This is a genomic window from Paraburkholderia flagellata, from assembly GCF_021390645.1.
GTDB lineage: Bacteria > Pseudomonadota > Gammaproteobacteria > Burkholderiales > Burkholderiaceae > Paraburkholderia > Paraburkholderia flagellata.
On the sequence record NZ_JAJEJT010000004.1, the window covers coordinates 317,814 to 343,046 of the forward strand.

Annotated in this window: 24 protein-coding genes and 2 pseudogenes; 11 read left to right on the forward strand and 15 right to left on the reverse strand. The window is 64.9% G+C overall.

The features are described from left to right. Positions 1–12 precede the first annotated feature (12 nt). The 4 genes from L0U83_RS32060 (at position 13) to L0U83_RS32075 (ending at position 4,491) form a co-directional block, all read left to right on the forward strand. Positions 13–912, forward strand: coding sequence for a branched-chain amino acid ABC transporter permease (locus L0U83_RS32060; protein WP_233888197.1), 900 nt, complete (start codon positions 13–15; stop codon positions 910–912). 3 nt (positions 913–915) lie between these two features. Beyond that, positions 916–2,793: a branched-chain amino acid ABC transporter ATP-binding protein/permease gene (locus tag L0U83_RS32065; RefSeq protein WP_233888198.1), complete on the forward strand. Its 1,878-nt coding sequence runs from the start codon at positions 916–918 to the stop codon at positions 2,791–2,793. Then, positions 2,784–3,545: an ABC transporter ATP-binding protein gene (locus L0U83_RS32070; RefSeq protein ID WP_233888199.1), complete on the forward strand. Its 762-nt coding sequence runs from the start codon at positions 2,784–2,786 to the stop codon at positions 3,543–3,545. Before L0U83_RS32065 ends, L0U83_RS32070 begins: the two co-directional genes overlap by 10 nt. Before the next feature lie 172 nt (positions 3,546–3,717). Continuing rightward, on the forward strand, positions 3,718–4,491 hold the full coding sequence (locus tag L0U83_RS32075; protein WP_233888200.1) for an AraC family transcriptional regulator: 774 nt from the start codon (positions 3,718–3,720) through the stop codon (positions 4,489–4,491). Between the two features lie 24 nt (positions 4,492–4,515). Here the strand turns inward: L0U83_RS32075 and L0U83_RS32080 are convergent, their stop codons facing one another. From L0U83_RS32080 to L0U83_RS32120, 9 genes are all read right to left on the reverse strand, one after another. Then, on the reverse strand, positions 4,516–5,403 hold the full coding sequence (locus L0U83_RS32080; RefSeq protein WP_233889101.1) for a LytR/AlgR family response regulator transcription factor: 888 nt from the start codon (positions 5,401–5,403) through the stop codon (positions 4,516–4,518). 20 nt (positions 5,404–5,423) lie between these two features. After that, positions 5,424–6,566, reverse strand: a complete 1,143-nt coding sequence (locus L0U83_RS32085) for a sensor histidine kinase (protein WP_233888201.1) — start codon at positions 6,564–6,566, stop codon at positions 5,424–5,426. Next, complete coding sequence (locus L0U83_RS32090; protein ID WP_233888202.1) at positions 6,563–6,940, reverse strand: DUF2306 domain-containing protein; 378 nt, start codon at positions 6,938–6,940, stop codon at positions 6,563–6,565. The genes L0U83_RS32085 and L0U83_RS32090 overlap by 4 nt, the downstream gene beginning before the upstream one ends. A 154-nt stretch (positions 6,941–7,094) precedes the next feature. Continuing rightward, complete coding sequence (locus tag L0U83_RS32095; protein ID WP_233888203.1) at positions 7,095–8,627, reverse strand: ATP-binding response regulator; 1,533 nt, start codon at positions 8,625–8,627, stop codon at positions 7,095–7,097. Continuing rightward, complete coding sequence (locus L0U83_RS32100) at positions 8,624–10,033, reverse strand: sensor histidine kinase (RefSeq protein ID WP_233888204.1); 1,410 nt, start codon at positions 10,031–10,033, stop codon at positions 8,624–8,626. Before L0U83_RS32100 ends, L0U83_RS32095 begins: the two co-directional genes overlap by 4 nt. Next, entirely contained in the window at positions 10,026–11,168 is a 1,143-nt protein-coding gene (locus L0U83_RS32105) for an ATP-binding protein (protein ID WP_233888205.1), read from the reverse strand. Before L0U83_RS32105 ends, L0U83_RS32100 begins: the two co-directional genes overlap by 8 nt. Next, on the reverse strand, positions 11,153–11,578 hold the full coding sequence (locus tag L0U83_RS32110; protein WP_233888206.1) for an ATP-binding protein: 426 nt from the start codon (positions 11,576–11,578) through the stop codon (positions 11,153–11,155). The genes L0U83_RS32105 and L0U83_RS32110 overlap by 16 nt, the downstream gene beginning before the upstream one ends. Positions 11,579–11,620: 42 nt before the next feature. Then, entirely contained in the window at positions 11,621–11,980 is a 360-nt protein-coding gene (locus L0U83_RS32115) for an STAS domain-containing protein (protein ID WP_233888207.1), read from the reverse strand. A 37-nt stretch (positions 11,981–12,017) separates the two neighbouring features. After that, positions 12,018–12,884, reverse strand: a complete 867-nt coding sequence (locus tag L0U83_RS32120; protein ID WP_233888208.1) for an STAS domain-containing protein — start codon at positions 12,882–12,884, stop codon at positions 12,018–12,020. Between the two features lie 379 nt (positions 12,885–13,263). On the opposite strand from L0U83_RS32120, the gene L0U83_RS32125 reads away from it, so the two are divergent. From L0U83_RS32125 to L0U83_RS32150, 6 genes are all read left to right on the forward strand, one after another. Then, positions 13,264–13,494 carry a hypothetical protein gene (locus L0U83_RS32125; RefSeq protein WP_233888209.1) on the forward strand — a complete coding sequence of 77 codons (231 nt, stop codon included), beginning with the start codon at positions 13,264–13,266 and terminating at the stop codon, positions 13,492–13,494. 218 nt (positions 13,495–13,712) lie between these two features. Beyond that, on the forward strand, positions 13,713–14,345 hold the full coding sequence (locus L0U83_RS32130; protein WP_373321181.1) for an MlaC/ttg2D family ABC transporter substrate-binding protein: 633 nt from the start codon (positions 13,713–13,715) through the stop codon (positions 14,343–14,345). Between the two features lie 167 nt (positions 14,346–14,512). Continuing rightward, complete coding sequence (locus tag L0U83_RS32135) at positions 14,513–16,477, forward strand: AI-2E family transporter (RefSeq protein WP_233888211.1); 1,965 nt, start codon at positions 14,513–14,515, stop codon at positions 16,475–16,477. 84 nt (positions 16,478–16,561) lie between these two features. After that, positions 16,562–16,813: a hypothetical protein gene (locus L0U83_RS32140; RefSeq protein WP_165979300.1), complete on the forward strand. Its 252-nt coding sequence runs from the start codon at positions 16,562–16,564 to the stop codon at positions 16,811–16,813. Between the two features lie 348 nt (positions 16,814–17,161). Next, positions 17,162–17,902, forward strand: coding sequence for a 3-ketoacyl-ACP reductase (locus tag L0U83_RS32145; protein WP_233888212.1), 741 nt, complete (start codon positions 17,162–17,164; stop codon positions 17,900–17,902). Between the two features lie 445 nt (positions 17,903–18,347). Next, positions 18,348–19,508 (forward strand): hypothetical protein, encoded by a 1,161-nt coding sequence (locus L0U83_RS32150; RefSeq protein ID WP_233888213.1) that lies wholly within the window; start codon positions 18,348–18,350, stop codon positions 19,506–19,508. A 271-nt stretch (positions 19,509–19,779) separates the two neighbouring features. Here the strand turns inward: L0U83_RS32150 and L0U83_RS40950 are convergent. The 3 genes and pseudogenes from L0U83_RS40950 to L0U83_RS32160 all read right to left on the reverse strand — a co-directional run. Continuing rightward, positions 19,780–20,001, reverse strand: a pseudogene (locus tag L0U83_RS40950) (DUF2867 domain-containing protein); the annotation flags it as partial. Positions 20,002–20,019: 18 nt separating this feature from the next. Beyond that, a complete protein-coding gene (locus L0U83_RS40955) occupies positions 20,020–20,295 on the reverse strand; it encodes a DUF2867 domain-containing protein (RefSeq protein ID WP_373321154.1) in 276 nt (91 codons plus the stop codon). 424 nt (positions 20,296–20,719) lie between these two features. Further along, the gene (locus tag L0U83_RS32160; RefSeq protein WP_233888214.1) at positions 20,720–21,715 is read right to left on the reverse strand and encodes a CorA family divalent cation transporter; all 996 of its coding nucleotides are present in this window, start codon (positions 21,713–21,715) and stop codon (positions 20,720–20,722) included. A 427-nt stretch (positions 21,716–22,142) separates the two neighbouring features. On the opposite strand from L0U83_RS32160, the pseudogene L0U83_RS32165 reads away from it, so the two are divergent. Beyond that, positions 22,143–22,384: pseudogene (locus L0U83_RS32165) on the forward strand (hypothetical protein); the annotation flags it as partial. Between the two features lie 155 nt (positions 22,385–22,539). Here the strand turns inward: L0U83_RS32165 and L0U83_RS32170 are convergent. The 3 genes from L0U83_RS32170 to L0U83_RS32180 all read right to left on the reverse strand — a co-directional run bounded on the left by L0U83_RS32170 (position 22,540) and on the right by L0U83_RS32180 (position 24,920). Continuing rightward, a complete protein-coding gene (locus L0U83_RS32170; RefSeq protein WP_233888215.1) occupies positions 22,540–23,244 on the reverse strand; it encodes an SDR family oxidoreductase in 705 nt (234 codons plus the stop codon). Continuing rightward, positions 23,241–24,119, reverse strand: coding sequence for an enoyl-CoA hydratase/isomerase family protein (locus L0U83_RS32175; protein WP_233888216.1), 879 nt, complete (start codon positions 24,117–24,119; stop codon positions 23,241–23,243). The genes L0U83_RS32170 and L0U83_RS32175 overlap by 4 nt, the downstream gene beginning before the upstream one ends. 123 nt (positions 24,120–24,242) lie before the next feature. Continuing rightward, the gene (locus L0U83_RS32180; RefSeq protein ID WP_233888217.1) at positions 24,243–24,920 is read right to left on the reverse strand and encodes a VOC family protein; all 678 of its coding nucleotides are present in this window, start codon (positions 24,918–24,920) and stop codon (positions 24,243–24,245) included. Positions 24,921–25,233 lie beyond the last annotated feature (313 nt).

Consider the following 25,233-nt stretch of genomic DNA (forward strand, 5'->3'; position numbering starts at 1 on the left):
CCCGGGCCGCTCATGAGCACCTTTTTCCAGTTCGTCATCGAGGGGTTGACGATCGGCTCGTTCTACGCGCTCGTCGCCCTCGGTTACACGATGGTCTACGGCATCATCCGGCTCATCAACTTCGCACACGGGGATCTCTTCATGGTGGGCGCGTTCTTGGGCTGGACCGCGCTTTCCGCGCTCGCGGCCGCGCGCCTGCCGATCGCGCTCGCGCTGTTCCTGGCCTTCGCGGTGGCCATGCTCGCGACCGGCGCGCTCGGCGTGGCGATCGCGCGCGTGGCCTACCAGCCGTTGCTGCGCGCGCCACGCCTTTCTATTCTCATTACGGCGCTCGCTGTTTCGCTGCTGCTGGAGAATGGCGTGCTGATCGCTTATGGCGCGGGCTTTCGCACCTATCCGCACCTGCTAACGCATACCGGCTTCGAAATTGCGCAAGTGCACATTACGTTTGCGCAGATCGGCATTATCGCGGCCAGCTTCGCGCTGATGATCGCGCTGTATTTGTTCGTACACCATACGTTCATCGGCACGGCCATGCGCGCGCTCGCCATCGACCAGGATGCGGCGCGGCTCATGGGCATCGACGTCGAGCGGCTCATCCAGCTCACGTTTTTCATCGGTTCGGCGCTCGCTGCGGTCGCCGGCGTGATGGAAGGACTCTTCTACACGCAGATCAACTTCTTCATGGGCTTCGTGCTCGGGCTGCGCGCATTCACGGCGGCGGTGCTGGGCGGTATCGGCAATATTCCGGGTGCGATGGTGGGCGGCTTTTTGATCGGCTTGCTGGAGGCGTTCGGCGCCGGGTATGTGTCCTCGCAGTGGACCGACGTGTTCGTATTTGGCGTGCTGATTGCCGTGCTCGTGGTGAAGCCGACGGGGCTGTTCGGCGAACGCGTTGTCGAGAGGATGTGACGCATGCGCGCACGGGATGGGCAACCCCGGCAAACCCGGCAAACCTCGTGGGTCGTCGCCGTCGCGCTGATCGCGGTGGCCACCGCATTGCCGGCCTTCGCGAGCGGCTATATCGTCGATGTCGGGCTCACCATCATCACCTATGCGATCCTGGGCCTCGGGTTGAACATCGTCGTGGGCTACGCCGGGTTGCTCGACCTCGGCTACGCGGCGTTTTTCGCCATTGGCGCCTATACCACGGCGCTCCTCGAAACCCTGTTGCATTTCTCGTTCTGGGCGACGCTGCCGTTCAGCCTCGCATTCGCGGGCGCTTCCGGCGTCGTGATCGGCTATCCGACGTTGCGTCTGCGTAGTGACTATCTCGCGATCGTCACGCTCGGCTTCGGCGAGATCACGCGCATCGTCGCCACCAATCTCGACATCACCGGCGGCCCGAACGGCATCTACGGCATCGAGCCGCCGAGCCTCTTCGGCTTCGAGTTCAGTTCGCCGCGCTCGGTGTACGTGCTGGGCATGGCTTTTTTCATCGTCGTGCTGGTGTTCGCCGTACGGCTCGGACGCTCGCGCCTCGGGCGCGCGTGGACCAGCATCCGCGAGGATGAAGCCGCTGCCGAGGCCGTGGGTGTTGCGACCCTGCGCGTGAAGATGCTCGCCTACGTGTTAGGCGCGTTGATCGGGGGCCTGGCCGGCAGTCTCTTCGCCGCACGCTTTGGCACGATCGATCCCACGGCGTTCACGTACCTGCAGTCGGTGACGATCCTCATCGTCGTCGTGATGGGCGGACGCGGCAGCATTCCTGGCGTGATACTCGGCGCGCTAATCGTTGCGGGGCTGCCGGAAATGCTGCGCTTCCTGAACCTGTGGCGTATTTTCGGCTTTGCCGTGGCGCTCGTCGTGCTCATGTTGTTGCGCCCGCAAGGATTATGGCCCGCGCGCGTGAAGCGCGCCGCGCCGAGGCCCGAGGAAGAGACGCTGGCGCACGAAGCAGAAGCCGCAGAAGCGGCGGGCAAGGAAAGCACGGCGGCGGTTTCCCTCGCCGATAGCAGTGGCATCGAAGCCGCCGCCGCGCGCGAAACCCTGCTCGAGGTGCATGACCTCGAGCGCCGCTTTGGCGGCGTGCGCGCGATCGGCGGCATCAGTTTTCAGGTGCGCAGCGGCGAGATTCTCGCGCTGATCGGCCCGAACGGCGCGGGCAAGACCACGGTGTTCAACTGCCTGACGGGCGTGATCCGCCCAAGCGGCGGCCGCCTCGTCTGGCGCGGCGAGCCGCTTGCCGGCGGCGCGCCCCATCGCAACGTGCATCGCGGCATTGCGCGCACGTTTCAGGGCATCCGGCTTTTCAACCACATGAGCGCATTCGAGAACGTGCTGATCGGCATGGATCATCGCCTGCACACCGCCCTCGTGGCGGAACTCGTGGGCACGCGCGCCGCACGCGCCGAGGCTGCCGAACATGGCGCGCTCGGGCAGCGCTGGCTCGATCTCGTGGGGCTCGGCGCGCGAGCAAGTGAATATGCCTCGGACCTTCCGTACGGCGATCAGCGCAGGCTGGAAATCGCCCGTGCGCTGGCGAGCCAGCCGCGCCTCTTGCTGCTCGACGAGCCCGCCGCCGGCATGAACCCCACCGAAAAGCACGCGTTGATGGCGCAGATCCGCCGCATACGCGACCTGGGCGTGACGGTGCTGCTGATCGAGCACGACATGGCGCTGGTGATGGGCGTGTCGGACCGCATCATCGTGATGGACCATGGCGAGATCATTGCCGAAGGCGCGCCCGCGCAAATCCAGAACGACCCGGTGGTGATCGACGCCTACCTCGGCACGGCCGAAGAAGATGACGGGCCGGACGGCGCGGACGGGGAGAGGTCGCTATGGAGTTAGACACGACGGGCAAACTCCTCGACGTTCGCGACCTGCGCGTGAACTACGGCAACATCGAAGCGCTGCACGGCATTTCGCTCGACGTTGGGCCGGGCGAGATCGTTGCGCTGCTCGGGGCCAACGGCGCGGGCAAGACCACGACGCTGCGCACCATCTCCGGGCTGCTGCGCCCGCGTGGCGGAAGCATTGCGTTCGAGGGGCAGGCGCTCGTCGGGCTGCCGTCGCATCGTATCGTCGCGCTTGGGATCGGGCACGTGCCGGAAGGACGGCGTATTTTCGGCGGCCTGACGGTCGAGGAGAATTTGCGCCTTGGCGGCTACCTCTTGCGGCGTGACGCCGGCGCGCTCGATCAAGGCATTGCTCAGGCATACGAAACATTTAGCAGGCTGCGTGAGCGCAAGGATCAGATGGCGGGCACGCTAAGCGGCGGCGAGCAGCAGATGCTGGCGATTGCGCGCGCCCTCATGCTCAAGCCGAAACTCGTGCTGCTCGACGAACCTTCGATGGGTCTTGCGCCCAAGCTCGTGCGGGCGATCTTCGAAGTGATCGCCCGCATCAGCCACGCGGGCACGGCGGTGCTGCTCGTGGAACAGAACGCGCGCCAGGCGCTGCGCATTGCGAATCGGGCTTATGTCCTGGAAGGCGGCCGCGTGGCGCTCGCGGGTTCGGCTCATGAGCTAGCCGGCGACAACCGTGTGCGCGCCACCTATCTTGGCGGCAGCGCAGCGGCGCAGGAGGGAGGGGGCGCTTAGGTGGCGCACTGGACGGCTTTCATCTAATAAATTGCGAATCATTATCGTTTGCATTAGCAATTCATCGTCGTTCGATGCAAAATACAGTACACGATGACCTGGCGCGAGGGGGTGACACTAAATTGCGCAAAGCAGACAAATTTTGGTGAATCAGCGAAGGAATTTGCGAATCGTGGATCAGATCTGGTGCCATCGACCTGAAAGCACGCAGCGCACGCTCGAACGACCGATCCGGGCGACAAGCCATGAATACGATGCAGGCGCGAGGCAGCGGTGGCGCTCGCACGATCACGCACAGCTCATTTTCACGACGAGCGGCGTGCTGCGCGTGACGACGTCCTTCGGCGTGTGGACGCTTGGGCCGCATCGCGCGCTGTGGATCGCGCCGCTCGTGGACTACGAGTGGATCGCGACGAGCGCGGCGCGCATGCACAGCGTGTACTTCGAGCCCCAGGCGTCGCCGTGGCCGGAATCCGAATGCCACGCCGTGACGGTTTCGTCGCTGCTGCGCGAACTGGTTGCGGCGATGGCCGAAGGCCGCGAGCGGGACGCGCTCATTACCCCGCTGTTACTCAGCGAAATGCGCGATTCACGCGAGGCCTCGGGCGCAGGGTTGCCGCTGCCGCTCGACCGCCGCTTGCGGCAGATTTGCGATGTCCTGCTGGCAGACCCGGCCAACGGCGACTCGCTCTCCATCTGGGGCGAGCGCGTGGGGGCGAGCGAGCGCACGCTCGCGCGGCTCTTCAAGGACGAAACAGGCTTGACGTTCGGCCACTGGCGCCAGCAGTTGCGCATCGTCGAGGCGGTTTCGAAGCTCGCGCGAGGCGTGCGCGTGGCAGAGATCGCGGCGGAACTTGGCTACGCGAATTCGAGCGCGTTCATCACGATGTTTCGCAAGACGATGGGCGAGACGCCCCAGCGGTATTTGAAAAGCGAGCCGCGCTGATGCGAGCGTGCGCTCGTGGCCCGCTTACATTTGCCGGAACAGGTGAGCGTATTGCCGGCTTACCGCGAGCGCGCCGGCATGGCCGCGCAGTTGCAGCGTCATCTTCCCGATAGCGCTGACCGAGGCGCTTTCCACCTGATCCACATTGACCACCGTGCCGCGGTGAACTTGCCAGAAGCGTGCGGGGTCCAGTTGCGCGCACAACTCTCGCAGGCTCGTGCGGATCAGCAGTTCGCCGCTGCGCGTCGTGACCACGACGTACTTGTCGGCTGCTTCGAAGTACAAAACATCGTCCACCGGCACCATGCGGATATCGTTGCCGCTCGATGCGCGCAGATAACGCAGCGGCGCTTCACGCGGCGTGCCATCCGCATGGCCCGCGCGCACACCGGCCCGCGCTTCGCGAACGTCCTGCGTGATCGCTTCCAGTTGACGCAGCACGCGTTGCAGATCCGCCTGCATGTGCGGCGCCTCGGGATCTTTCGCCGCCGCTCGCGCTAGCCGTGCGCGCAGGCGCTCCACCGTGCGTGCGAGCCGTGCCGTTTCCACGGGTTTGAGCAGATAGTCGATGGCCGCGGCTTCGAAGGCTTCGAGCGCATAGGCGTCGTAGGCGGTGACGAACACGATCTGCGGGGGCGCGGCGAGATTCGCGCAGGCGCGCGCGACGTCGAGGCCGGTCGCGCCCGGCATGGCGATGTCGAGGAACGCGACGTCGGGCGCGAGCGCACCGATGCGCTCGATGGCTTCGTGGCCGTTGCTGGCCGTCGCCACGATGCGCAATTCCGGCCACACGGCGGCGAGTTCCCGCTCCAGCGCGGCCGCGATCAGCGGCTCGTCCTCGGCGATCAGCGCGGTCGGGGTGTCGGTCGGTGCATCAGGCACGCGGTGCGAGGCGTCACCGTGTGGCGCCATATCGCCGGGCGTGTGGCGTTTCATGATCGGGACTCCTGCGCGACTGCACTTACGCCAACGGCACTATTCAGAGGCAGCCGCACGCGCGCAACGAGGCCGTGCGGCACGTTCTCGATCAGCGTGAGCGAGGCATGCTCGCCATAGAGCGCCGCGAGCCGCTCGCGCACGTTCACGAGCCCGACGCCCGCGCCCTGGGTGCCCGGCGTCGCGCCGAAGCCCGGGCCCGTGTCCGTCACCGTCAGCTCGACATGCTCGTCGATACGCCGCGCGCCGACGTCGATTCTGCCGCCCTCGACCGCGCCCTGAATGCCATGTTTGAGCGCGTTTTCCACGAGCGGCTGCAGCAGCATGGGCGGCACTGGAAGGTCGGCGCAATCGGGCGGCAGGTCGAGCGCGTAGGCGAGGCGCGGGCCGATGCGCATGGCGTGCACGGCGAGCATCGAGTCCAGCACCTTGAACTGCGTCGCGAGCGTTTCGCTTTGGGCGCGCGAGGCTTCCAGCGTCGCGCGCAGGAAACGGTTGAGGCTTGCGAGCAACTCGCGCGCACGAGGGGGATCGGACGCGATCAGGCTGTCGAGCGTCGCCAGCGTGTTGAAGAGAAAGTGCGGCTCGATTTGCGCCTGCAGCGCCTGCAGGCGCGCGCTGAGTGCCGTGCGCTCGGCGGCTTCCTTTTGCCACGCCGTGCGCGCGACCTGCTCGCTCAGCTCGGCAATGCGCGTGCGCGACCAGCCATACCAGGTGACGAGGAGCGTGGCGGCGAGCGCGATCCAGCCAGTGAGCGCGAGCTCCTTCGTCGCGAATGCGTGACGCAGGCTGATCCCGAGCAGCACGCTCGCGATGCCGCGCCCGAGCGCCGCGCCGAGCACGATGGCAAGCACCATCGCCAGGGCGAGCCGCGGGCCCGTGAGCGCATTGTGGCGCTGCAGAAAAAAACGGGCGACGTCGAGCATCAGCATGATCGAGAGCCCGATCGCCTGGCTGAAGACGAGGTTGTCGATGAATCGCTCGTGAACGCCTGCAGCGGTGAGCGCGACCGCGATCAGCGCATTGCCGATGATGACGATCACGCCCTCGCGCGCGAATCCGGCGAGCAGGACGTTGGCCGCCGGGGCGGGCAGGCGTGCGGCGGCGTTCGGAAACTCGACGTGCGTGCCAGGAATCATGCGATCCAGCTTGTGACGATGAGGTTGAGCAGCCGGTGCGGCGTCGCAATGGCGGCGAGGCCGGCAGCGATGAGACTGAAGAACGAACCGCGCATGGCGAGGCGATGGCCGCGGACGTTGCCGTGGCGGATCGCCCAGATGGCGCGCCCGACGCTTGCGAACGTCAGCAGCGAAAGGCCGTGCACCCAGGACAGATGCCCCGGATGCAGTTCGCGGATGTCGAACGAACTGAGCGCGGCGGCGAACATCGTCAGCGCCCAGATGCGGCCGAGCCACTTGTGCCGCGCGCTGCCCTTTTCGGTCAGCATGACGGCGGTTCCGAGTATGACAGAAAGCGTCGCGGCGACGACGTGCACCGCAATGATGGCAGACATGCTGGCTCTCCTTGGCGGGTCGAGCGGGGGCGATGTCTGCAGTGTGGTGAGTGGGAGAGGGGTGAGCGAGGGGCTTGCGACGAACGGTGGAGATCTGGGCGCGAACGGAGATTGTGTGGCGCGAACCGCAGGCGAGCGGACCGCACAGCATCACTCAACCCGGCGGCCCGCTTTCGATTTCCCGCAGAATCTCATCGAACGGTGCAGGTTTCACGAGATGCCGGTCGAAGCCAGCCTCACTCGCGGCCTGGCGGTCGCGCTCCTGGCCGTAGCCCGTGAGCGCGATCAATTGCACGCGCGCGGTGGCAGGCTCGGCGCGCAGCGCCTTCGCCAGCGCGTGACCATTCATGCCGGGCAGACCGATGTCGAGTATCGCCACGTGAGGCAGGAAAGTCTGCGCGAGCGCGAGCGCGCTCGGGCCGTCGTGGGCCACGCGCACCTCGTGGCCTTCGAGTTCCAGCAGCATGAGCAGCGACGAAGCGGAATCGACGTTGTCGTCGGCGATCAGTACGCGGCGGCGCGGCGGCGCACTGTGTTCCGCTTTGTCTTGCGCGTTCTGGGTCCGCTCGCGCGGCGCTTCGCATTGCGGCACCCGCGCGAGCGGCAGACGGACGACGAATTCCGAGCCATGCCCAAGCCCGTCCGATTGCGCGCCCACCGAGCCGCCGTGCAGCTCCGCGAGTTCGCGCACGAGTGCGAGGCCGATGCCGAGGCCGCCGTCGGCACGCTTCACGGCGTCGCGCGACTGCATGAACAGCTCGAACACGTAGGGCAGTTCGTCGGGCGCGATGCCGATGCCGTTGTCGCGCACGCGTATCAGGATCTCGTAGACGTCCGCTTCGAGCCGCAACACGATCTGGCCGCCTTCGGCGGTGTACTTCGCGGCGTTGGAAAGCAGGTTGCTGATGATCTGCGCGATGCGTATCGCATCGCCGGTCACATGGCACGGATCGCAGTCGATCTCGACCGTGAGCGTTTGCGACTTCGCGTCGAGGAACGGGCGGCTCGTTTCCACCGCGATCTCGACGATCTCGCGCAAGTCGAGCGTGCTCATCTGCAGCGCGATCTTGCCGTGAGAGATGCGCGAGACGTCGAGCAGATCGTCGACGAGGCGCCCGAGATGCTCGACCTGGCGGCTCGCGATCTGCCGCGCGTCGGCGCGCATCGTGTCGTTCGCGCCGTGGCGCGGGTCGAGCAGCTCGATGGCGTTGCGTATCGGCGCGAGCGGATTGCGCAGTTCGTGCGCGAGCGTCGCGAGAAAGCGGTCTTTGCGGCGGTCGGCGTCGCGCAGCGCTTTTTCGGCGGTGTAGAGGCGCAGCAGTGCGCGCACGTTCGCCACCAGTTCGGCGGGTTCGACGGGCTCCGTGAGATAGCTGTCGGCGCCGCCGTCGAGCGCGAGAATCTTGTCGCGAGTCTGCACCGCCGCGGCGGAGGTTTGCAGCACGAGCGTGGAGTTCGTTTCCGGGTCGGCCTTGATGAGGCGGCACACCTCGATGCCGCTGATGTCGGGCAGCTTCACGTCGAGCAGCACGATCGCGGGCGCTTGTTCGCGCACGGCTTCGAGCGCGGCGTGGCCCGTCGCGGCTTCGATCACGGCGTAGCCGGCGTGGCGCAGCACGCGCGACTTCACATAGCGCGCGCCTTCGTTGTCGTCGACGTTGAGGATGAGCGTGGCGTGGGCGTTCATGGCGCCGCGTCCCCGGACGTCTCGGGTTCGTCCTCGACGGACGTCGCGAGGCGCACCGGCACGTTCAGGCGGAACGTCGAGCCCACGCCGGGCTCGCTTTCCACGCCCACTTCGCCGCCGAGGAGCGCCGCGAGCTTGCGGCACAGCGGCAGGCCAAGGCCCGTTCCCTTCACGCGCTGCTGCAGGCGGTTCTGCACCTGGCCGAACTCCTCGAAAATGATCTGGTGGTGCTCGGGCGCAATTCCGATGCCCGTGTCCGCGACGAAGAAGGTGATCCGCGCTTCGTCGCCATCGCCGGGCATGCATTGGGCGCCGACGCGAATCTGTCCGTGCTCGGTGTACTTGATCGCGTTCGAAACGAAATTGCGCAGGATTTGCGTGAGCTTGGGTTCGTCGGTGTAAAGCTGCGGCAGGCCCGCGGTGGAGGCGAATTCGAGCGAGACGTGCGGCGTGTCGAGCAGCGGCATGAGCATCGTGCGCAGCGCGGCGAAGAGGTCGGCGGGATCGAACCACGCGGGAACGACTTCGGTCTTGCCGGCTTCGATCTTCGCGAGGTCGAGCAGGTCGTTCACGGTCTCGCCCAGGCTTTCCGCAGACGAAAGAATCAGCCTGACCTGACGCTCCTGTTCGACGCTCAGGTCGCCGTCGAGCCGGTTGAGCAGCAGGTTGGCGAGCGCGCGGATCGAACTGAGCGGCGTGCGCAGTTCATGGCTCATGTTCGAGAGAAAGCGCGATTTCATCATGTCGGCGCGGCGCAGTTCCTCAGCGCGCTCGTCAAGCTCGGCGTAGAGCGCCACCACACCGCGGTTGGTCGCCTCCAGCTCCTGCGTGAGGCGCGAGAGTTCTTCCTGGCGTTCGCGCAGTTCATCGAGCGCCGTCACAAGCTCGCGGTTCTGCTGCTGCAGTTCTTCGAGCGAGTCGCCGTGCGCGCCTTCTTGCGGACTGCGTGCGGACAGTTCTCGCACGATGCGCTCGAGTTCCGTGCCGCACACCGCGCCGCGCTCGTGCGGCAAGTCGCGGGCCATGGTGACAGTCGTGCCGCTCGCCGAGGAGCGAATGGCGAAGCGGTCCATGAGGCGCCGGCTGCCCGTAATGCCGAGGCCCATGCCGCCGGGTGAGCGATAGGTGCCGTCGAGCACGGCTTCGAGGTCACGCACGCCGGGGCCGTGGTCGCTCACCTGCACGGCGAGCGCTTCGTGTGGCGGCTCGTCGTCGAGCGTGAAGGTGACTTCGCCGCCGCCCGCATATTCGAAGGCGTTGCGGGCGATTTCGGAGACGGCGCTTGCAATGCGCGTCTGGTCGAGCGGCGAGAAGCCGAGCCCGGCGGCGAGCTCGCGCGCGCGGCGGCGCGCGGCGACGACGTCCTGGGCGGTTTCAAGCCGGATGCGCAAGAGGGGCTTATTCATGGTTCAACTGTACTCCGGGGCGAGCGCGCACGACGACGACGGTGGCGTCGTCGCGCCGGCGCGCGAAGTCTCGGTAGAGGACGGCCGCGATCACGACGGCGGGCTGGTTGGCGAGTCCGGGCCAGGCGGCAAGATCCCAGCGGGTGCCGATCCCATCCGAATGCAGGACGAGGAGCGTGCTCTCGCCCCACGTCAGCTCGAACTCCTGAGTGCCACGCATCGTGTGGCCCACGATCCCATTGCGCGAGACGAGCTGGTAGCACTCGCGTGCGGAAGGCGTGACTGCGCCGGCGGCCCGGTGCGTGTGACCGGCCAAGGCGCGGCTGTCGACCGGGCGGCGTTCCGCGGGGCGGCCCGCGCCATACGCGACCGCCGAGATGTTGCCCGTGCCGCAGAACGCGAGCGCACCGCGCGCGAGATCGATGCGCACGAGCGCGAGCGCGGCCCCACGCGTGGGGCGCAGCGCCGCGTGCGAGAGTTCCATGAGCGCGGCGGGCGCGAGCCCGGCGCGGCGGCGCAGCACGTCGAGCGCGGCTGCGGCGGCCACATGGGCATCGGCGCCGTGGCCGAGGCCGTCGGCGAGCGCGAGCGTGAGGCCGCTCTGGTCGGCCTGCGCCTGCCAGCCGTCGCCGCAGACTTCCTCGCCGGGATAGGGCACGCACACCGCGCCGATCTCGGGTCCGGTGAATGCCGCGTGGGCTGCGTTGCCGCCGCTTCTTTGCACGAGTGCGCGCAGGACGGTGCCCGTGCCCGGCTGCGAGTAGACGGCGAACTGGTTCGAGAGCCGCCGGATCGCACCGAGCCCTGTGCCAGGCGTGCCGGCCGTCGAGTGGCCGTCGGTGAGCGCGGCGCCCACGTTGGTCATGCCCGGGCCGCTGTCGAGCGCGATCAGTTCCACTGCGCCTTCCAGCGCACGCACGAGCATCTCGCCGTGGCCGGCGTGCTTCAGGATGTTGGTGGCCGCTTCCGTGAGCACGATGGCGAGGCGCCCGGCGTCGGTCTCGGTGAGCGCGGCAATGCGCGCGGCTTCGGCAGCACCGCGGCGTACATAGGCGACGCTGCTCGCGTCGCCTATCTCGAAGGACCGGTGGGCGCCGCCGGCGGAACCGGCCGCGCCGTCTAGCGTACTTTCCATTTCGTGATGGTGACTGTCGTGCCGCCACCCGGAGTCGATTCGATCGTGAACTCGTCGCACAGGCGCCGCGAGCCTCCAAGGCCCAAGCCCAGGCCATTGCCGCTCGTGAAGCCGTCCTGCAGCGCGCGTTCGATATCAGCAATACCCGGACCCTGATCGACGAACGAGAGCCGCAACCCCACGCGCACGCCTCTTTCCAGCACTTCCAGCGTCGCGTCGCCGCCGCCGCCATGCTGCAGTGTGTTGCGCGCAAGTTCGCTTGCCGCCGTCACGAACTTGGTCTGCTCGATAAGCGAGAACCCCTGCGCGATGGCGGCGTCGCGCACGATCTGTCGCAGCCGGACGATTTCCTCGTCCGAACGCAGGCTCACCTGAGCCGCGAGCCTTCCGGTCGTGTCGTTGCTATTCATGATCGAATGCAAGAGACGTGCTAGCTAACGGAGTAATGGGACTTAACGGAGCTGGCGCTGCTTGAGCAGCGCCATGCCCTTTTCGATGTTCAGCGCGGTGCGCACGCCCGCAAGCGGCAGACCGAGCTCGACCAGCGTGATCGCCACCGACGGCTGCATGCCTACCACCACGGTCTGGGCGTCGAGCACCATCGCCATGGCGGCCGTGTTGCTGATCATGCGGCCAATGAACGAGTCGACCACATCGAGCGCCGAGATGTCGATCAGCACGCCCTTGGCCGACTCCTTCACGATGCGCTCGGTGAGGTCGTCCTGCAGTGTGATGGCGAGGCGGTCGTGCATGTCCACCTGGATCGTGACGATCAGGCAATCGCCGAGGCGCAGAATCGGAATGCGTTCCATCGTGTGCGGCTCCCGTGCGTCGTTCGGTCAATGGCGTTCAGGCCGTGGCCTTCGGGGTGGTGATGGTCGCGCCGATGCGCTGCAGCGCGATGACGAAGGCGTCGGCGAGCGTGGACTTGGTGATGACGTTGGTGAGATCGACACCCAGGTGCACGATGGTCTGCGCGATCTGCGGACGGATGCCGCTGATGATGCAGTCCGCGCCCATCAGGCGCGCGGCGGCCACGGTCTTGAGCAGATGCTGCGCGACGAGCGTGTCGACGGTGGGCACGCCGGTGATGTCGATGATCGCGAGGCTCGCGCCCGTGTCGACGATCTTCTGCAGCAGGCTCTCCATCACGACCTGTGTGCGCGCGGAGTCGAGCGTGCCGATGAGCGGCAGCGCGAGAATGTCGTCCCAAAGCTGCACGACAGGTGTGGAGAGCTCCAGCAACTCTTCCTGCTGGCGCGCGATGATCCCTTCGCGGCTTTTCTGGAAGACGTCGGTGGTGTAGAGGCCAAAGCCGTCGAGCAGCAGATTCAACTGCCAGCTCACCTGAGCGAGTTCGGCGGGGTTGTGCGAGTACGCCTCGCGCAGGCGCGCGTAGAGCGGCTCCTTGAACGAGAACACGAAGGTGGCCGTCTCGACCGGCGTGTAGCCCTGACGCGCGCGATGCGCCGACATATCCGCCAGCAACGCGCGCACCGGCTCCCACTCGGGGCGGCTCGAGTCGAAGGTTTCGGTGTTGGGCAGCGTGTCGAGAAAGATGTTGAGGAACGCGGAGAACTGCTCGCGAATTTCCGCTTCCATCGCGAGGCCGCGGCGCAGCGCGATCGGCAGATGCAGGCGCAGCCATTCGGCGAGCAGTGTGTCGCGATGCTGGCCGAGGATGTCCGCAAGGCGAACCTGTTCCGGTGTGTTCATGCGCTTCTCCTGAGCGATGGGGGCGCGCCTCGTCGTCGTCGAGACGAACCGCTGAACCTTACACCATCGTTTCGATTCGATCCCAAAATTGAACCGTGATTGAATCGATTACGCGAATGTGCAAGGCGAGCGAACGGGCGGGCGTGTGGCTGCATGCGTTTTTCGTGCCTGCTTGCTCGTGCAACGACTGCTGGGCCTGGCGCGTGCGCGGTTCTCCGCTTTGCCGTGACGCGCTTGTAGTTTTTACAGAGCGGAGGCTGCGCGACGGATTCGTTAGCGCTGTCGGGGCGCGGTGGGGCGTGAACCATCGGATGGTATGCGTCTTGCTTCAAAGCTTGCGCCAATCACAATCCGGTCAGCACCGAGGAGCACCGTCGCCATGGAGCCCGAATCCCTTTCTCGCCAGCAATCGCCGCTGTCGACGACGTCCGCGCCGCTGGGCGGCGCGCCCGCTTCTGGCGAGAACGCGTCGGAGGAGGGTGCCGAGGACAGCGACGGCGACCCGATGCCGGCCGTGCTTTCGCGCCTCTCGTTTTGTGTTGCCTGGCTGTTCGGACTGGAGGCGTTCCTCACGGAGTCCGCTGCGCGTGGGCGCACACCCCCCGCTTGAATGCGCGAGCGGCGCGATCCGCACGATCAGCACGTTCAGCACAGCGATCCAACCTGACAGCGCCCGACCCGCTAGACTGAGCGCTGGCGTGCGCTCGCGCGATGCGTCCGGCTTGCGGCGCTCGCGCGCCGGGAAGCCGGTGTCGCCGGCTCATCGATTTTGCGCCGCCTCGCCCCTCCCGCCATTGCCCAGAGATATCGATGACCAGGCTATTCCGCATGACCGCGCTGCTTGCGTGGTGTTTGTCGTTCCTGCCCGCCACGGCGGCATTTGCTCAATCGGCCCAGGTGGACCAGTCGGACCCGCAGGCGCTCATCAAGACCGCCACGCAGCAGGTGCTCGACGAGGTGCGCACGAAGTCCGTCGCGCCCGACGACATTGCGCGCATCCAGGACATCGTCAACCGCGACATTCTTCCGTACGTCGATTTTCGCCGCACCACGCGCCTCGCCATGGGGCCGCACTGGCGCACGGCCACGCCCGAGCAGCAGACGCAGATCGAGCAGCAGTTCCAGTTGTTGCTGATCCATCTCTACTCGGGCGCCATCGCGCAACTCAAGCCCGACCAGAAGATCGACTACCCGCCCATGCGCAACTCGCCCGGCGACACTGACGTCGTGGTGCGCACGCTTGCGCAGACCAGCAGCAATCCCGTTGAAATCGATTACCGCTTGTACAAGACGCCGCAGGGCTGGCGGCTTTACGACCTGAACGTGCTCGGTGCGTGGCTGATCCAGACCTATCGTCAGCAGTTCAACGAGAAGATCCAGCAGGGCGGCGTGGACGGGCTCATCCAGTTCCTCGCCGCGCGAAATCAGGAACTCGTGTCGGGCAAGACGCAAACGCAGTGACGCGCGTTTTTGTGCTTCGCGCCCGCGACCTGCGAAAATCTGGACGGCCGCGCCTGACGCGCGTGGGCGCAGTACCATTTTGAGGCGCGCCTCGTGCGTGTAGAGGGGCCGTGCGCTTGCCCGAGCTAGCGCGGCCCGATGTCCCTTTTTTGCCGATCCGATCCGACATGAATTTCCCGCTGCCGCCACAGGGCAGACGCAACCGGGTGTTTCCGCCGAGCCCGCCCACGCTGCACAGCCTCGCCTCCGTCATCACCGGCGTGGTCGTGGTGTGCGGCCTGTACTTCGGGCGCGCGGTGCTGATTCCCATTACGCTCTCGGTGCTGCTGAGCTTTCTGCTGGCGCCGCTCGTGACCATGCTGCGGCGCTTTCATGTGCCGCAGTTCCTCGCCATCCTCGTTGCGGTGCTCTCCACCGTGCTCGCGCTCGCCGGCGTGGGCGCGCTGATCGCCGCGCAGGTCTATCAGCTTTCCGCCTCCCTGCCGCAGTACCAGGAGGAGATCGAGCAGAAAGTGCAAACGGTGCAGGAAAAGACGGTGGGCCGCGCTGATTCGCTGATGTCGCGCGCCGCCACCGCGCTGCAGCGCGTGACGCCCACACCGCCGCCCGCGCCGCCGCAACCGCGCGGGCGCGCGGCGCGCAACCAGCCGCAGCAGCCCATGCCGGTGGAGATCCATAATCCCGCGCCCACACCGCTTACGCTCGCGCAAAAGGCGCTTGCCCCGGCTATCGCGCCGCTCGAAACGACCTTCATCGTGCTCGTGGTCACGATCTTCATCCTGTTCCAGCGCGAGGATCTGCGTGACCGGCTCATCAGCGTATTCGGCTCCGACGACCTGCACCGCACCACGACCGCCATCAACGACGCCTCGCAGCGGCTCTCGCGCTACTTCGTCGCGCAACTCGGCGTGAACGTCACGGTGGGCGGGGTGATCGCGCTGGGGCTGGCGGGCATCGGCGTGCCGGGCGCGCTGCTGTTCGGCGCGGTGGCGGCGCTCATGCGCTTCGTGCCGTACATCGGCATCTGGATCGCCGCGATTATGGCGACGCTCGTCGCCGCGGCGACGCAGCCGCAATGGACCATGGGCGTTTCGACGCTGATCTTCTTCATCGTCGTGGACGTGGTGGCGGGGCAGTTCGCCGAGCCGATGCTCTATGGCCGGCGCTCGGGGCTCTCGCCGCTCGCCGTGGTCGTGGCGGCGATTTTCTGGAGCTGGCTGTGGGGGCCGGTTGGGCTCGTGCTTTCCACGCCGCTCACGCTGTGCATCGTCACGCTGGGCCGCTACGTGGACCGGCTGAATTTCCTCACGATCCTGCTGGGCGACCAGCCCGCGCTCACACCCGCGCAAACCTGCTACCAGCGCCTGCTCGCCGACGACCCGCACGAGGCGCTGCTGCAGGCCGACCGGCTGCTCACGACCATGCCGCTCATCGACTATTACGAGCAGGTGGTGTTCGAGGGCCTGCGCTTCGCACGCAACGACGCCATACGCGGCGTGCTGCCCGCCGAGCAGGTTGAGCGCATCAACCAGGCGCTGCTCGATATTGTCGAGGACCTCGAATCTGTCGATGATTCGCGCCACGCCGCAGCCGAAGACGAGAGCGCGAAACGGGCCGCCGAGTCCTCCAGGGGCGCGGACGAAGGCGCGAGAGTGATCGAGTTCACGCTCTCGCCGGATGCGGGCGAGGTGCTCTGCGTGCCCGGACGCGGCGCGTTCGACGACGTGGCGGTGGCGATCGTCGGCCAGTTGCTCATGCGGCGCAATATTCCGTGTGCGGCCACTACCTACGACGAAGTGCGCGCCACGCGCGGGGCCATGATCGATGAGCGCTCGCCGGCCATCTGCGTGGTGTCGCTCGACGCGCCCGAGTCGGCGCCGTACCTGCGCAATCTCGTGCGGCGCCTGCGCGAGCGCGCGCCCGACGCGACGATCGTGGTGGGCATCGGCGCGTCGCTGCGTGACGACGGCGCCGGCATTGCCGATGACCCCGGCACGCTCTTTCCCGACTCGCTGCGCAACCTCGTGGAGGAATGCGGCGTGGCGCTCATGCCGGCGCGCGTGCTGCCACCCGAAAAGAGGGCGTCAACGCCGGATATGCAGGATCAATACAGCGCCGGCGCGAAATTGTGACAGTCATGCCAGTGTCACATTGAACCTCGAATATATGCGGCCTTGTGCCCCTGGTTGCGGCATGAAAGTTACTGGGAGACAACGTTGCTGAGCCCTAAGGAATTCGCCACGCTGATGCTGGTCCGCCACTCGCCGGACCAGATCGACATGAATCGCCAGGAACTGGACACGCTGCTCGAGCGTCAGCTGGTCGCGCTCGAGCAATGGACGGAAGGTCACCGCCGGCTGTCGCTCACGATTGCCGGCCGCTCGCTGCTCGAAGCGGTGGGGCGGCTTGAATATGTGACGGGCCTGCCCGAGGGATTCGGCAACGAGCGCCTTGCCGCCGGCCTTTGACGCCTTCGCAGTCAGCCTGCTTGCGGCCCGGCTCGATGCCGGGCCGTGTTCTTATGCAAACCACATCACTACGCGTGCATTTATTGAGGCATGCCAGGTAATTGTGTGCTTTTGCCCACGCCTGGCGTCGTGATCGTCTTGTGTCCCCCAAAGGACGCTGATAGGCTTGTTCGGTCCGCTGGCGGCATCGAGACAACGCCGGCACACCCTGTCTTACGGAATGGTTGTGGCAGGCGTTTTCCTGTACGGGTATGTCCCCATCGCCCGGCTCGGTGGCGCTCGTCAAACTGACTCCATCCTCCAGAGTCTTTCCCAACTCACCTACCCCCTAAAGCAAAAGGAGGATCTATGGCAAAGCGTATTGCCTACGTGACCGGCGGCATGGGCGGCATCGGAACGGCCATCTGCCAGCGTCTGCACAAGGATGGCTACACGGTGGTCGCGGGCTGCGGCCCGAACTCGCAGCGCAAAACGCGCTGGCTCGGCGAGCAGAAGGCGCTGGGCTACGATTTCATCGCGTCCGAAGGCAACGTGGCCGACTGGGACTCCACGGCTGCCGCGTTCGAGAAGGTGAAGAAGGATGTCGGCGAGATCGACATTCTGGTCAACAACGCGGGCATCACGCGCGACGTCGTCTTCCGCAAGATGACGCACGAAGACTGGACCGCCGTGATGGATACCAACCTCACGAGCCTCTTCAACGTGACGAAGCAGGTGATCGACGGCATGATCGAGCGGGGCTTCGGGCGGGTGATCAACATTTCGTCAGTGAACGGGCAGAAAGGCCAGTTCGGTCAGACGAATTACTCCACGGCCAAGGCCGGCATTCACGGTTTCACCATGGCGCTCGCGCAGGAAGTGGCGACCAAGGGTGTGACGGTCAATACTGTTTCGCCCGGCTATATCGGCACGGACATGGTCAAGGCGGTGAAGCCCGAAGTGCTCTCGAAGATCGTCGACAGCATTCCGGTTCGGCGCCTCGGCGAACCGATGGAAATCGCCTCGATCGTAGCGTGGCTCGCATCCGACGAAGCAGGCTTTTCGACCGGCGCGGACTTCTCGCTCAATGGCGGTTTGCACATGAGCTGAGCGTCGCTGCGGCGGCGCGCGCGGTGCTTTTGAGCACAACGAAGTGATCTGGCGGGAGCGGCGTCGAGCCGGCTCCCGCTTCGTATTTTGGGGCGGCGCGTTGGAGTGATTTTCAAGCTGGTCTTCGGATTTTTACCTGAAGCTCAAGGCCCGGCCGACGTCGGACATCCGGGCGCGAGTACCAACCGACGTCGGCTGATGTCCGCATCGTGTCGTAAAAAAAATCATTCGCCGGCTGGGGTAAGCTCGCTAGCAACGGTTCGCTTGTTGGGCGGCCGGATCTAACCCAATAAACGACAAACATGTCCATTGCTGCGCGGACTCGTCCGCGTTGTAGTTCGAGCCGCCCCGCACAGAGCACAACACAGTCAGGACGGGATAGGCACGCGTATTGCGCGCCTCGCCAATGGTGAGAGCGCCTCGTTGATTTGCGAGGGAGGCTATCATGAGACAGATAGTGATAGGCGTATTTGACAGCTACGCAGAGGCATATTCAGCGCAAGTGGCACTTGGCGGAGCAGGCGTACCGCAAACAGATGTTGCTGTCTACTCGACGAGCGCCGACGCGCCGGTCGAAAAGGGGCCGCGTGTCTACGCACCGGGTGGTGGGGAGGTCCGCCATCACAAGGCGATGTTCGATCGACTCGAACAATTGTTTGCGCGGCTTTTCAAGCCCGGGGAGTATCCGCCGCAGGCCGATGACTACCGGCAGTTCGTCCGCCGCGGGGGCACGATTGTTAGCGCTGACGTTTCCGAACCGCAGATCGACATGACTCTCGATCTGATGCGCCGGGCGGGTGCCGCGGACATTGAGGAGCGCGCCAACGATTGGCGCAACAGACCTGTGGACGCAAAAACACCCGGTCAACAGGATGATGCAACTTCCGGCGACGGGTTCCCAAAAAACGAGACGTCGACCAGCGAGCACAACGAAAAGCGCGTCTACGGCGAGAGGAGTGCAAATCCTGCGCCCTCGCTTCACCGAGCGCAAGAGGCCGCTGCTGTACGCACCGCGCCAGCGGCTTCAAATGCGCACACGACATCCACTGGCCATGCTTCTGCCGGAGCAGACGCCGGGTTGCATGGCGGAGCCTCTGCTTCGACAGATCCGAATGCGGTTGACAAGGCGCAGCAGGTAAAAGGCCGCACGCAGCAGCACGGATCGAGTCCGTGGGGCCAACCAGCGTCGCGGGAACCCAGTGCAACAGACGTCGGGGCCACACATGCCCCCCAGGATGAAAATCTGAAATCGCGCGCAGCGCACTCGTTCGCAGGCAACGCGAGTGCAGCGAAAGCTGAACCGCCGCCTGGAACAGGCTACGCGGGCGACCCTAATCTGGGAATGCCCCAGGACGAAGCCCACGAAAGGGAGATGCGCAGGAACTATGACGCTCACTTCGCAAGCTCGGGCGCATCATACGACGAGTATCGCCGGGCCTACACGCATGGAGCCACGCTCGGGCAAGAGGAGCGGTATCGCGGTTCGGACTGGAGCAAGGCTGAGCCCGGTGTTCGCGAAACCTGGGAATCCTCCTATCCGGAAAGTCGGTGGGATCGAATCAAGGCTGCCGTGCGACACGGTTGGGACCGTGTCAGGTGGGGTTGACGCTGCTTTTTTGCACTCCCGTTACCAAAGGGGAAGGGGCGTGGCTTGGCCAATGGGCGTCCATCGCCAGCCCGCCCTCGTCACCGACATATCTCATGTAATCCTGAAGCTCAGTATCAAAAGAAATCAGGCGCCAGCACCCATGGAGCTTACTGTTGCGCTCAGAAATGTTCCCTCCTGTGGTATTTCACCGGAATGTACGTATCTGCCGAATTCAGGGTATCCATCGCTCAACGCTGGACGCGGGCGCAGGCTACGCTCTGCGCGCGACCTACCTGGCTTCCGCAGACGCGTTGTCGCGCCGGTTGACCGCCAGTTGTAGCAGAGAGCGCGACAGGAGCTTATGAAACGGCATGATGGCAAACAGGTAGAGTCTTCCAAGGAGATTGTTGATTTTGACCAAGGTTGAAATCGTCACTTCCGATCCCTTCGCACTCGGTTGAATACTTATCCAGATCCGAAAATCCAGATGCTTGTCGTCACCACCGACGACGACTTCAGCGTTCGTACTTCAAATAATCGGAAACACGTCAATTTTCCCCAGCCCGCGATCGCTGAAGTCAATACTTGCCTCTAGTCCGAACGGCGCCATGATTTCGTTACGCAAGGCCATCAGACATCGGACCATGTTTGGCGGATCGGCGAACACGGCGCGCGCTGCTTGTTCGGCGTCGACGTAGGTTCGAACTGCCTGAACGGAATAACCATCAGCGAACTCGATGCGTGACAGTCCTGACGCACGAATTGCCGCCGTCGGTGTGGGAATCAGCAAGACTTTGTTTGTCATGAGTACCCCAGGTGAAATTCCAAATGTAATAGGTTCGGCAATATTGCGTGCTATATGCGGACCGACTCAAACCTGCACAACTGCGCCCCGTAGCCTGCAATCAGGATCGGAGCAACTTGCCGACAAATCTTCTTTTATTGATGCAGCGAGCGAATTCTTGAATATCGCGGTTTGATTGGGCGGCTTTTACGTGCTTCCCAAACTTGTCGCGATTCGAGGCGCGCGGTCGAGTTTTCCGCTCATGGCGGTGGATTCAACCAGTCGATGCAACACACCCAGAAGGCGTTGATGTGGGACCGCTGGCGCAAAGGCGATACGATTCATTAAATGCCAAGCTGTTCGATCGAGACACTCCCTCATCGCGACTACTGCGTGTTCATCTTCTCGATCTCTCGTCGCAGAAGACCTGAAGCGTTTCGCGCCCTCAGTCGCGCGTCAGGCGGGCAATGAGCCAGCCGGCGAGGCAGGTCAGCAGCAACGCCAACGGCAGGACCACCCAGAAGCCATGCGCATTGGAGCTCAAAGGGAGGCCGCCGATATTCATGCCAAAGAGGCCCGAAATCAGGGTGATCGGCAATGCGATCACCGTGACCGACGTCAGGATCAGGACGCTTCGGTTCGTGTGCTCGACGACCTTGCTGTCGATCTCCTCCTGCAGAAGCCGGATATGTTCCTCGATAGCGGTGGTGTCGCGCAGCTCGAGCGAGAACTGCTCCGCGCACTCACGCAGCGATTGCACATCTTCCTCCCGCAGCCAGTCAGGCGGACGGCTGACGAGTCGAAAGAGCGCCGCGGGTTCCGGCGTAAGCAGGCGGCGCAGCCGCACGAGGTCGCGATGGATCGCGGCCAGGCTCGAGCCTTTCGGCAGCTTGCCGGTAAAGAGCGCATCCTCGGCGTCGTTGGCGCCTTGTACGGCGCTGCGCCCAATGCCGAACATCACCTGAGCCTGTTGTTGCAGCAAATGGATCAAGAGCGCCATCGGACTGTGAAATGGGTGTCCCGATTGCACCTCGCGGCGCAACTGCTCAATCGAGCGAAGCGGGATAGTGCGCACGCTCAGCAGGCAGCGTGCATCTGCGCTCACCCAGAGAGTCGCGACCTCGAGCCGCCGCTTGCGCTTCATGTCATAGTCGACGTCGTTCAGCACGGCGATGAAGTGCTGATGTGCGGGCACGATGCGTGTGGAGCGATAACCTTCTCGCACGATTTCGCTCAACGCTGCGGGAACCTCGGCGAGTTGCGGGGGCCAGCCTTCGAGCGCGCTCGGAACGTCGTGAAAATGCAGCCATACGAATTCCGCGGGCGGGTTTTCGTCGCGCTTGAGCCACTCGATTGCCTTCGCCGCGTCGATCTGCCGGCCGATTCCGTCTTCGGCGAACAGGTACCCGCGGTCCAGTGGAACGGAAGTCGTAGTATTCACGGTGAGCCCTGCCGTAGGCATCGAGGGCGTTCTGCTGCCAGTGCATTGCGCCACCGGCCGGCGCCGTCGTCGTAAGTTTCAGGAAAACGCCCGAGCCATGGAGGCCTTGGGCCGCCCCCCGGTACTGCCAGATGCGAGAGCCATGGGCACGATCTGTGTGCGGCCACTATTCATCGATCACTCGCGCGTTTCGTCGGACTTTCAGGGGGCGGCTTTCATCAAAAAACCAAACCGTCGGTCATGAAAGGAATGCTGGGGACCGTCCAGCGACGCTGCGAACGAAGCTGGGACGCGGGCGCTGCCCACTCCGGTATCCAGATGAGCCAACCGTCCTCGAATAGCCACGAAAGTCGTCATACGCGATGGTTTCACTAGCGTACCACTCGCGGCAACAGTTGCCTTCCTCCAGGTCGGCGCAGTTGTTCGCCCATCAAAGATCGCCAGAATGCGCAATGAAGCACTGAGACTCCGGCTCGATCCGGACAGATGGTCCAACAATGTCGAGATCGTCGTCGCCGAGAAGATCGGCATGGAGACTTCCATATACGTTCGCAATTTCTATAAGTACTACGATCGTATCTATTGATTAGAGAGGCCCAGGCCGCGCGAGGCAGTCGGAACTGTACGCAGGTAAGCAGGGCAGCGTCGATGACCGCTAGCGTCAGGTAACTGCCATCGAAACACCGCAGGGCGAGTGGCGGACGTGGGTTGAGAGTGTGAGTTCGCTGATGCAGGAAGGTGACGCCGGGCCGCTCGATACTGCCACCGTTAGCATTCCTGCGCATTGCCGACGCAGAACACAGTACGCCGGTACTCAGGCGCCGTCAGTTCGGAGCCGGCGCGTCCAGATAGACGCCAGCCGACAGTCCGGCCTTCACTTGCCGCGTAAAGTCGTCGGTGGACACTTCCTCCGCCCCGGCTTCGATCGCGTCGTATGCCTGACGCACGACTTCTGCCGGCGTCGCCTTCGGCACTTCCAGTCCGCGCGTCAGATCCGTATCGATAAACCCTGCATGCAGCCCGACCACCTGCGTGTGCTGCTCGCGCAGCGAATGACGCAGGCCGTTGGTCACCGCCCACGCGGCCGACTTCGACACGCCGTAACCGGCGAGGATCGGCCGGTTTATCCAGCTCGCCACAGACAGCACGTTCAGGATCGCGCCGCCGCCGTTGCCGGCGAGGTTGCCTGCGAACGCCCGCGACATCGACAGCATGCCGAACACGTTGGTTTCGAAGTGATCGCGCAACGCGTCTAGCGCGCCGTCGTCCGTCAGGCTGCCAAGCCGAGCGATGCCCGCGTTGTTGATCAGAAGCGTGACGTCGCGCGCCATGTCGGCGGCAGCGGCCACGGCCGCCGGATCGGTCACATCCAGCTTCACGGGCACGACGCCCGGCAGCGCGACGCTGGCCGGATTGCGCGCGCCCCCATACACCTTGCGCTCTCCTCTTTCGAGCGCCTGCTTCGCGAACTCAAGGCCAAGTCCGCGGTTCGCGCCCGTCACGAAAACAACAGCACCTTCGATCTTCATATCTCATCCTTTCGCATGTCGGATCGCTGAGACGCCGCCTGCGGCCGCTCCGTGTCATCGTTGCCCGCCTGCCCAAGCGTGGGCAGATACCTGCCGAAGTTCATTTCGAAGTCGCTCGGCACGCCGTAGGCCAGGTTCCGGAGCTTGGCGCGCCGGGCCTGCCCACTTGGCGAGGCCAGGGCCGGGAAGAACAGGTCGATGCTCGACTGGAGTTCGGCAGCCGTTGGCACTCCAAAGCGATTGATTTGGGCTTTCGCCGCGCCGAGTGTTTCACGGTCGAATGTGGCCAGACGCCGGACAAGCGTATCGACAAAAGAGTCGAGGTCGGCATCGTCCAGCGTGCGGTTCACCCAGCCATAGCGTTCGGCGACGTCGGCGTCGAAATCGTCGGCGCTGAGGGCAATCTCAAGTGCCCGCGAGCGGCCGACCAGGCGCGGAAGCCATTCCAGCGCTCCGCCGGCAGGGACCAGGCCGACGCCGACCTCCGGGTTGCCGAATATCGCATTTTGCCGGCTGGCGAAACGCATGTCGCAGGCCAGCACGAACTCGTTACCGATGCCGCGCGTGCGGCCGCGAATCTTGGCGATGCTCACGACCGGCGCTGACGAGAGACGCAGCACGCAGTCGCGCCAAAGGCCCAGCACCTCAGGTCTTTCGGCTGCCTTGGCTACGTCGAGATGGGCGACGAAAAAATCAGGATTCGCCGACTGAAACAATACGACCTTCACGGACGGGTCCGCCTCGAGGTCGGTCATTAGCTCTCCAAATTCATCGATCGTTGCCGGCACAAACATGTTGATCGGCGGGTTGCTGAAGGTGACCGTCCACCGGCCCGGATTGGTCCGGTCGATGTCGAGTTGCGAAGAATCGGGCATGGTGCTTCTCCTGAGGCGATGGGTAGACCGGCGCTGCGTTCAAGCGGTCTCGGACCGCGCCAGCTTGCACGTCAGGGGCCTTTACCGCGCAGAAGAGCCGGTTGAAGAATCAGACGCGCCAGCTCACAAAGGCAACGCCTTGCCTGCCTGCTCATTTGCCATGTACTCGGCGTACCAGTCCGGCCAATTCTCGTCGCGTTGGCCGCCGGTTCGCTTCTCGTGCTCGCCGTGCGCCGCTTCCGCCCGCCGGAGCGCCGCCGCGAGATCCGCTGTAGAGGCGAAGGTCGTGGCGTCTGTATCCTGGCGACCGGGCGCTCGGTGCGTGAGTTCCTGGAACAGCCAGCCATTGCCGTCCGGATCGCTAAACGAGGCGAACGTGCGATAGCTGCGTTGCTCGGGGTCCCGACCGCTAATACGGATTCGCCCGAACAGATAGGGATCGTCCGGGCCGGCGTACGCGCCAGCGGCATCGTGAAACACTTCACTCATCTCGACCCCACGTCCCAGCAGTTCCTTGCGAGCTGCCTCGACGTCGGAGACGATCAGGTACAGCCCTTGTGCGGAGCCGGGTGTAGCCGCTGTGACATTCTTGCCGAAGATGACCGAACACCCGGAACCGGGCGGCGTGAACTGGATTACGCGGAAGTAGCCATCGTCGGAGGCAAAGTCGGCGTCGAGCCTCCAACCCAAGCCGCCGTAAAAGCGCTTGGAGCGATCGACATCGGAAACAGGGATGACGACGACCTCAAGCTTCATGTCGACGCCCCGCACGTTCGGGGTCCCGAGTGCAGCGTTGCTCATGTGAACCTCCCACTGCTTCGGCCGCAACGCGGCCTTCGAGATTGACGACAGCGACAAGTGGCGACGGGAGCCGGATGTGACTTGCGCGGGCCGGGCCGGATCGGCTGTCGCGACGCATCGCTCAGTTCCAGTCCGGCACAGGGTGCATGTCGGGCCGGTGTTCGGCACGGACACGGTTGCCGCGGCTCTCAGGCTCGGGCATCTGCGCACAACTGAGTCATATCGTAGGTCGGCCCAATTACGAATTCCTCTCACCATGACGCCAACTTTGGATTTGGACAGGACCTCGGCCGTGAACCTCGGAAGGCGACGG

Coding starts and splice junctions, on each gene's coding strand:
- L0U83_RS32060 (WP_233888197.1), top strand. CDS start 13: ATGAGCACCTTTTTCCAGTTCGTCATCGAGGGGTTGACGATCGGCTCG.
- L0U83_RS32065 (WP_233888198.1), top strand. CDS start 916: ATGCGCGCACGGGATGGGCAACCCCGGCAAACCCGGCAAACCTCGTGG.
- L0U83_RS32070 (WP_233888199.1), top strand. CDS start 2,784: ATGGAGTTAGACACGACGGGCAAACTCCTCGACGTTCGCGACCTGCGC.
- L0U83_RS32080 (WP_233889101.1), bottom strand. CDS start 5,403: ATGGCGCCACACGGTGACGCCTCGCACCGCGTGCCTGATGCACCGACC.
- L0U83_RS32085 (WP_233888201.1), bottom strand. CDS start 6,566: ATGATTCCTGGCACGCACGTCGAGTTTCCGAACGCCGCCGCACGCCTG.
- L0U83_RS32090 (WP_233888202.1), bottom strand. CDS start 6,940: ATGTCTGCCATCATTGCGGTGCACGTCGTCGCCGCGACGCTTTCTGTC.
- L0U83_RS32095 (WP_233888203.1), bottom strand. CDS start 8,627: ATGAACGCCCACGCCACGCTCATCCTCAACGTCGACGACAACGAAGGC.
- L0U83_RS32100 (WP_233888204.1), bottom strand. CDS start 10,033: ATGAATAAGCCCCTCTTGCGCATCCGGCTTGAAACCGCCCAGGACGTC.
- L0U83_RS32105 (WP_233888205.1), bottom strand. CDS start 11,168: ATGGAAAGTACGCTAGACGGCGCGGCCGGTTCCGCCGGCGGCGCCCAC.
- L0U83_RS32110 (WP_233888206.1), bottom strand. CDS start 11,578: ATGAATAGCAACGACACGACCGGAAGGCTCGCGGCTCAGGTGAGCCTG.
- L0U83_RS32115 (WP_233888207.1), bottom strand. CDS start 11,980: ATGGAACGCATTCCGATTCTGCGCCTCGGCGATTGCCTGATCGTCACG.
- L0U83_RS32120 (WP_233888208.1), bottom strand. CDS start 12,884: ATGAACACACCGGAACAGGTTCGCCTTGCGGACATCCTCGGCCAGCAT.
- L0U83_RS32125 (WP_233888209.1), top strand. CDS start 13,264: ATGGAGCCCGAATCCCTTTCTCGCCAGCAATCGCCGCTGTCGACGACG.
- L0U83_RS32130 (WP_373321181.1), top strand. CDS start 13,713: ATGACCGCGCTGCTTGCGTGGTGTTTGTCGTTCCTGCCCGCCACGGCG.
- L0U83_RS32135 (WP_233888211.1), top strand. CDS start 14,513: ATGAATTTCCCGCTGCCGCCACAGGGCAGACGCAACCGGGTGTTTCCG.
- L0U83_RS32145 (WP_233888212.1), top strand. CDS start 17,162: ATGGCAAAGCGTATTGCCTACGTGACCGGCGGCATGGGCGGCATCGGA.
- L0U83_RS32150 (WP_233888213.1), top strand. CDS start 18,348: ATGAGACAGATAGTGATAGGCGTATTTGACAGCTACGCAGAGGCATAT.
- L0U83_RS40955 (WP_373321154.1), bottom strand. CDS start 20,295: ATGACAAACAAAGTCTTGCTGATTCCCACACCGACGGCGGCAATTCGT.
- L0U83_RS32170 (WP_233888215.1), bottom strand. CDS start 23,244: ATGAAGATCGAAGGTGCTGTTGTTTTCGTGACGGGCGCGAACCGCGGA.
- L0U83_RS32175 (WP_233888216.1), bottom strand. CDS start 24,119: ATGCCCGATTCTTCGCAACTCGACATCGACCGGACCAATCCGGGCCGG.
- L0U83_RS32180 (WP_233888217.1), bottom strand. CDS start 24,920: ATGAGCAACGCTGCACTCGGGACCCCGAACGTGCGGGGCGTCGACATG.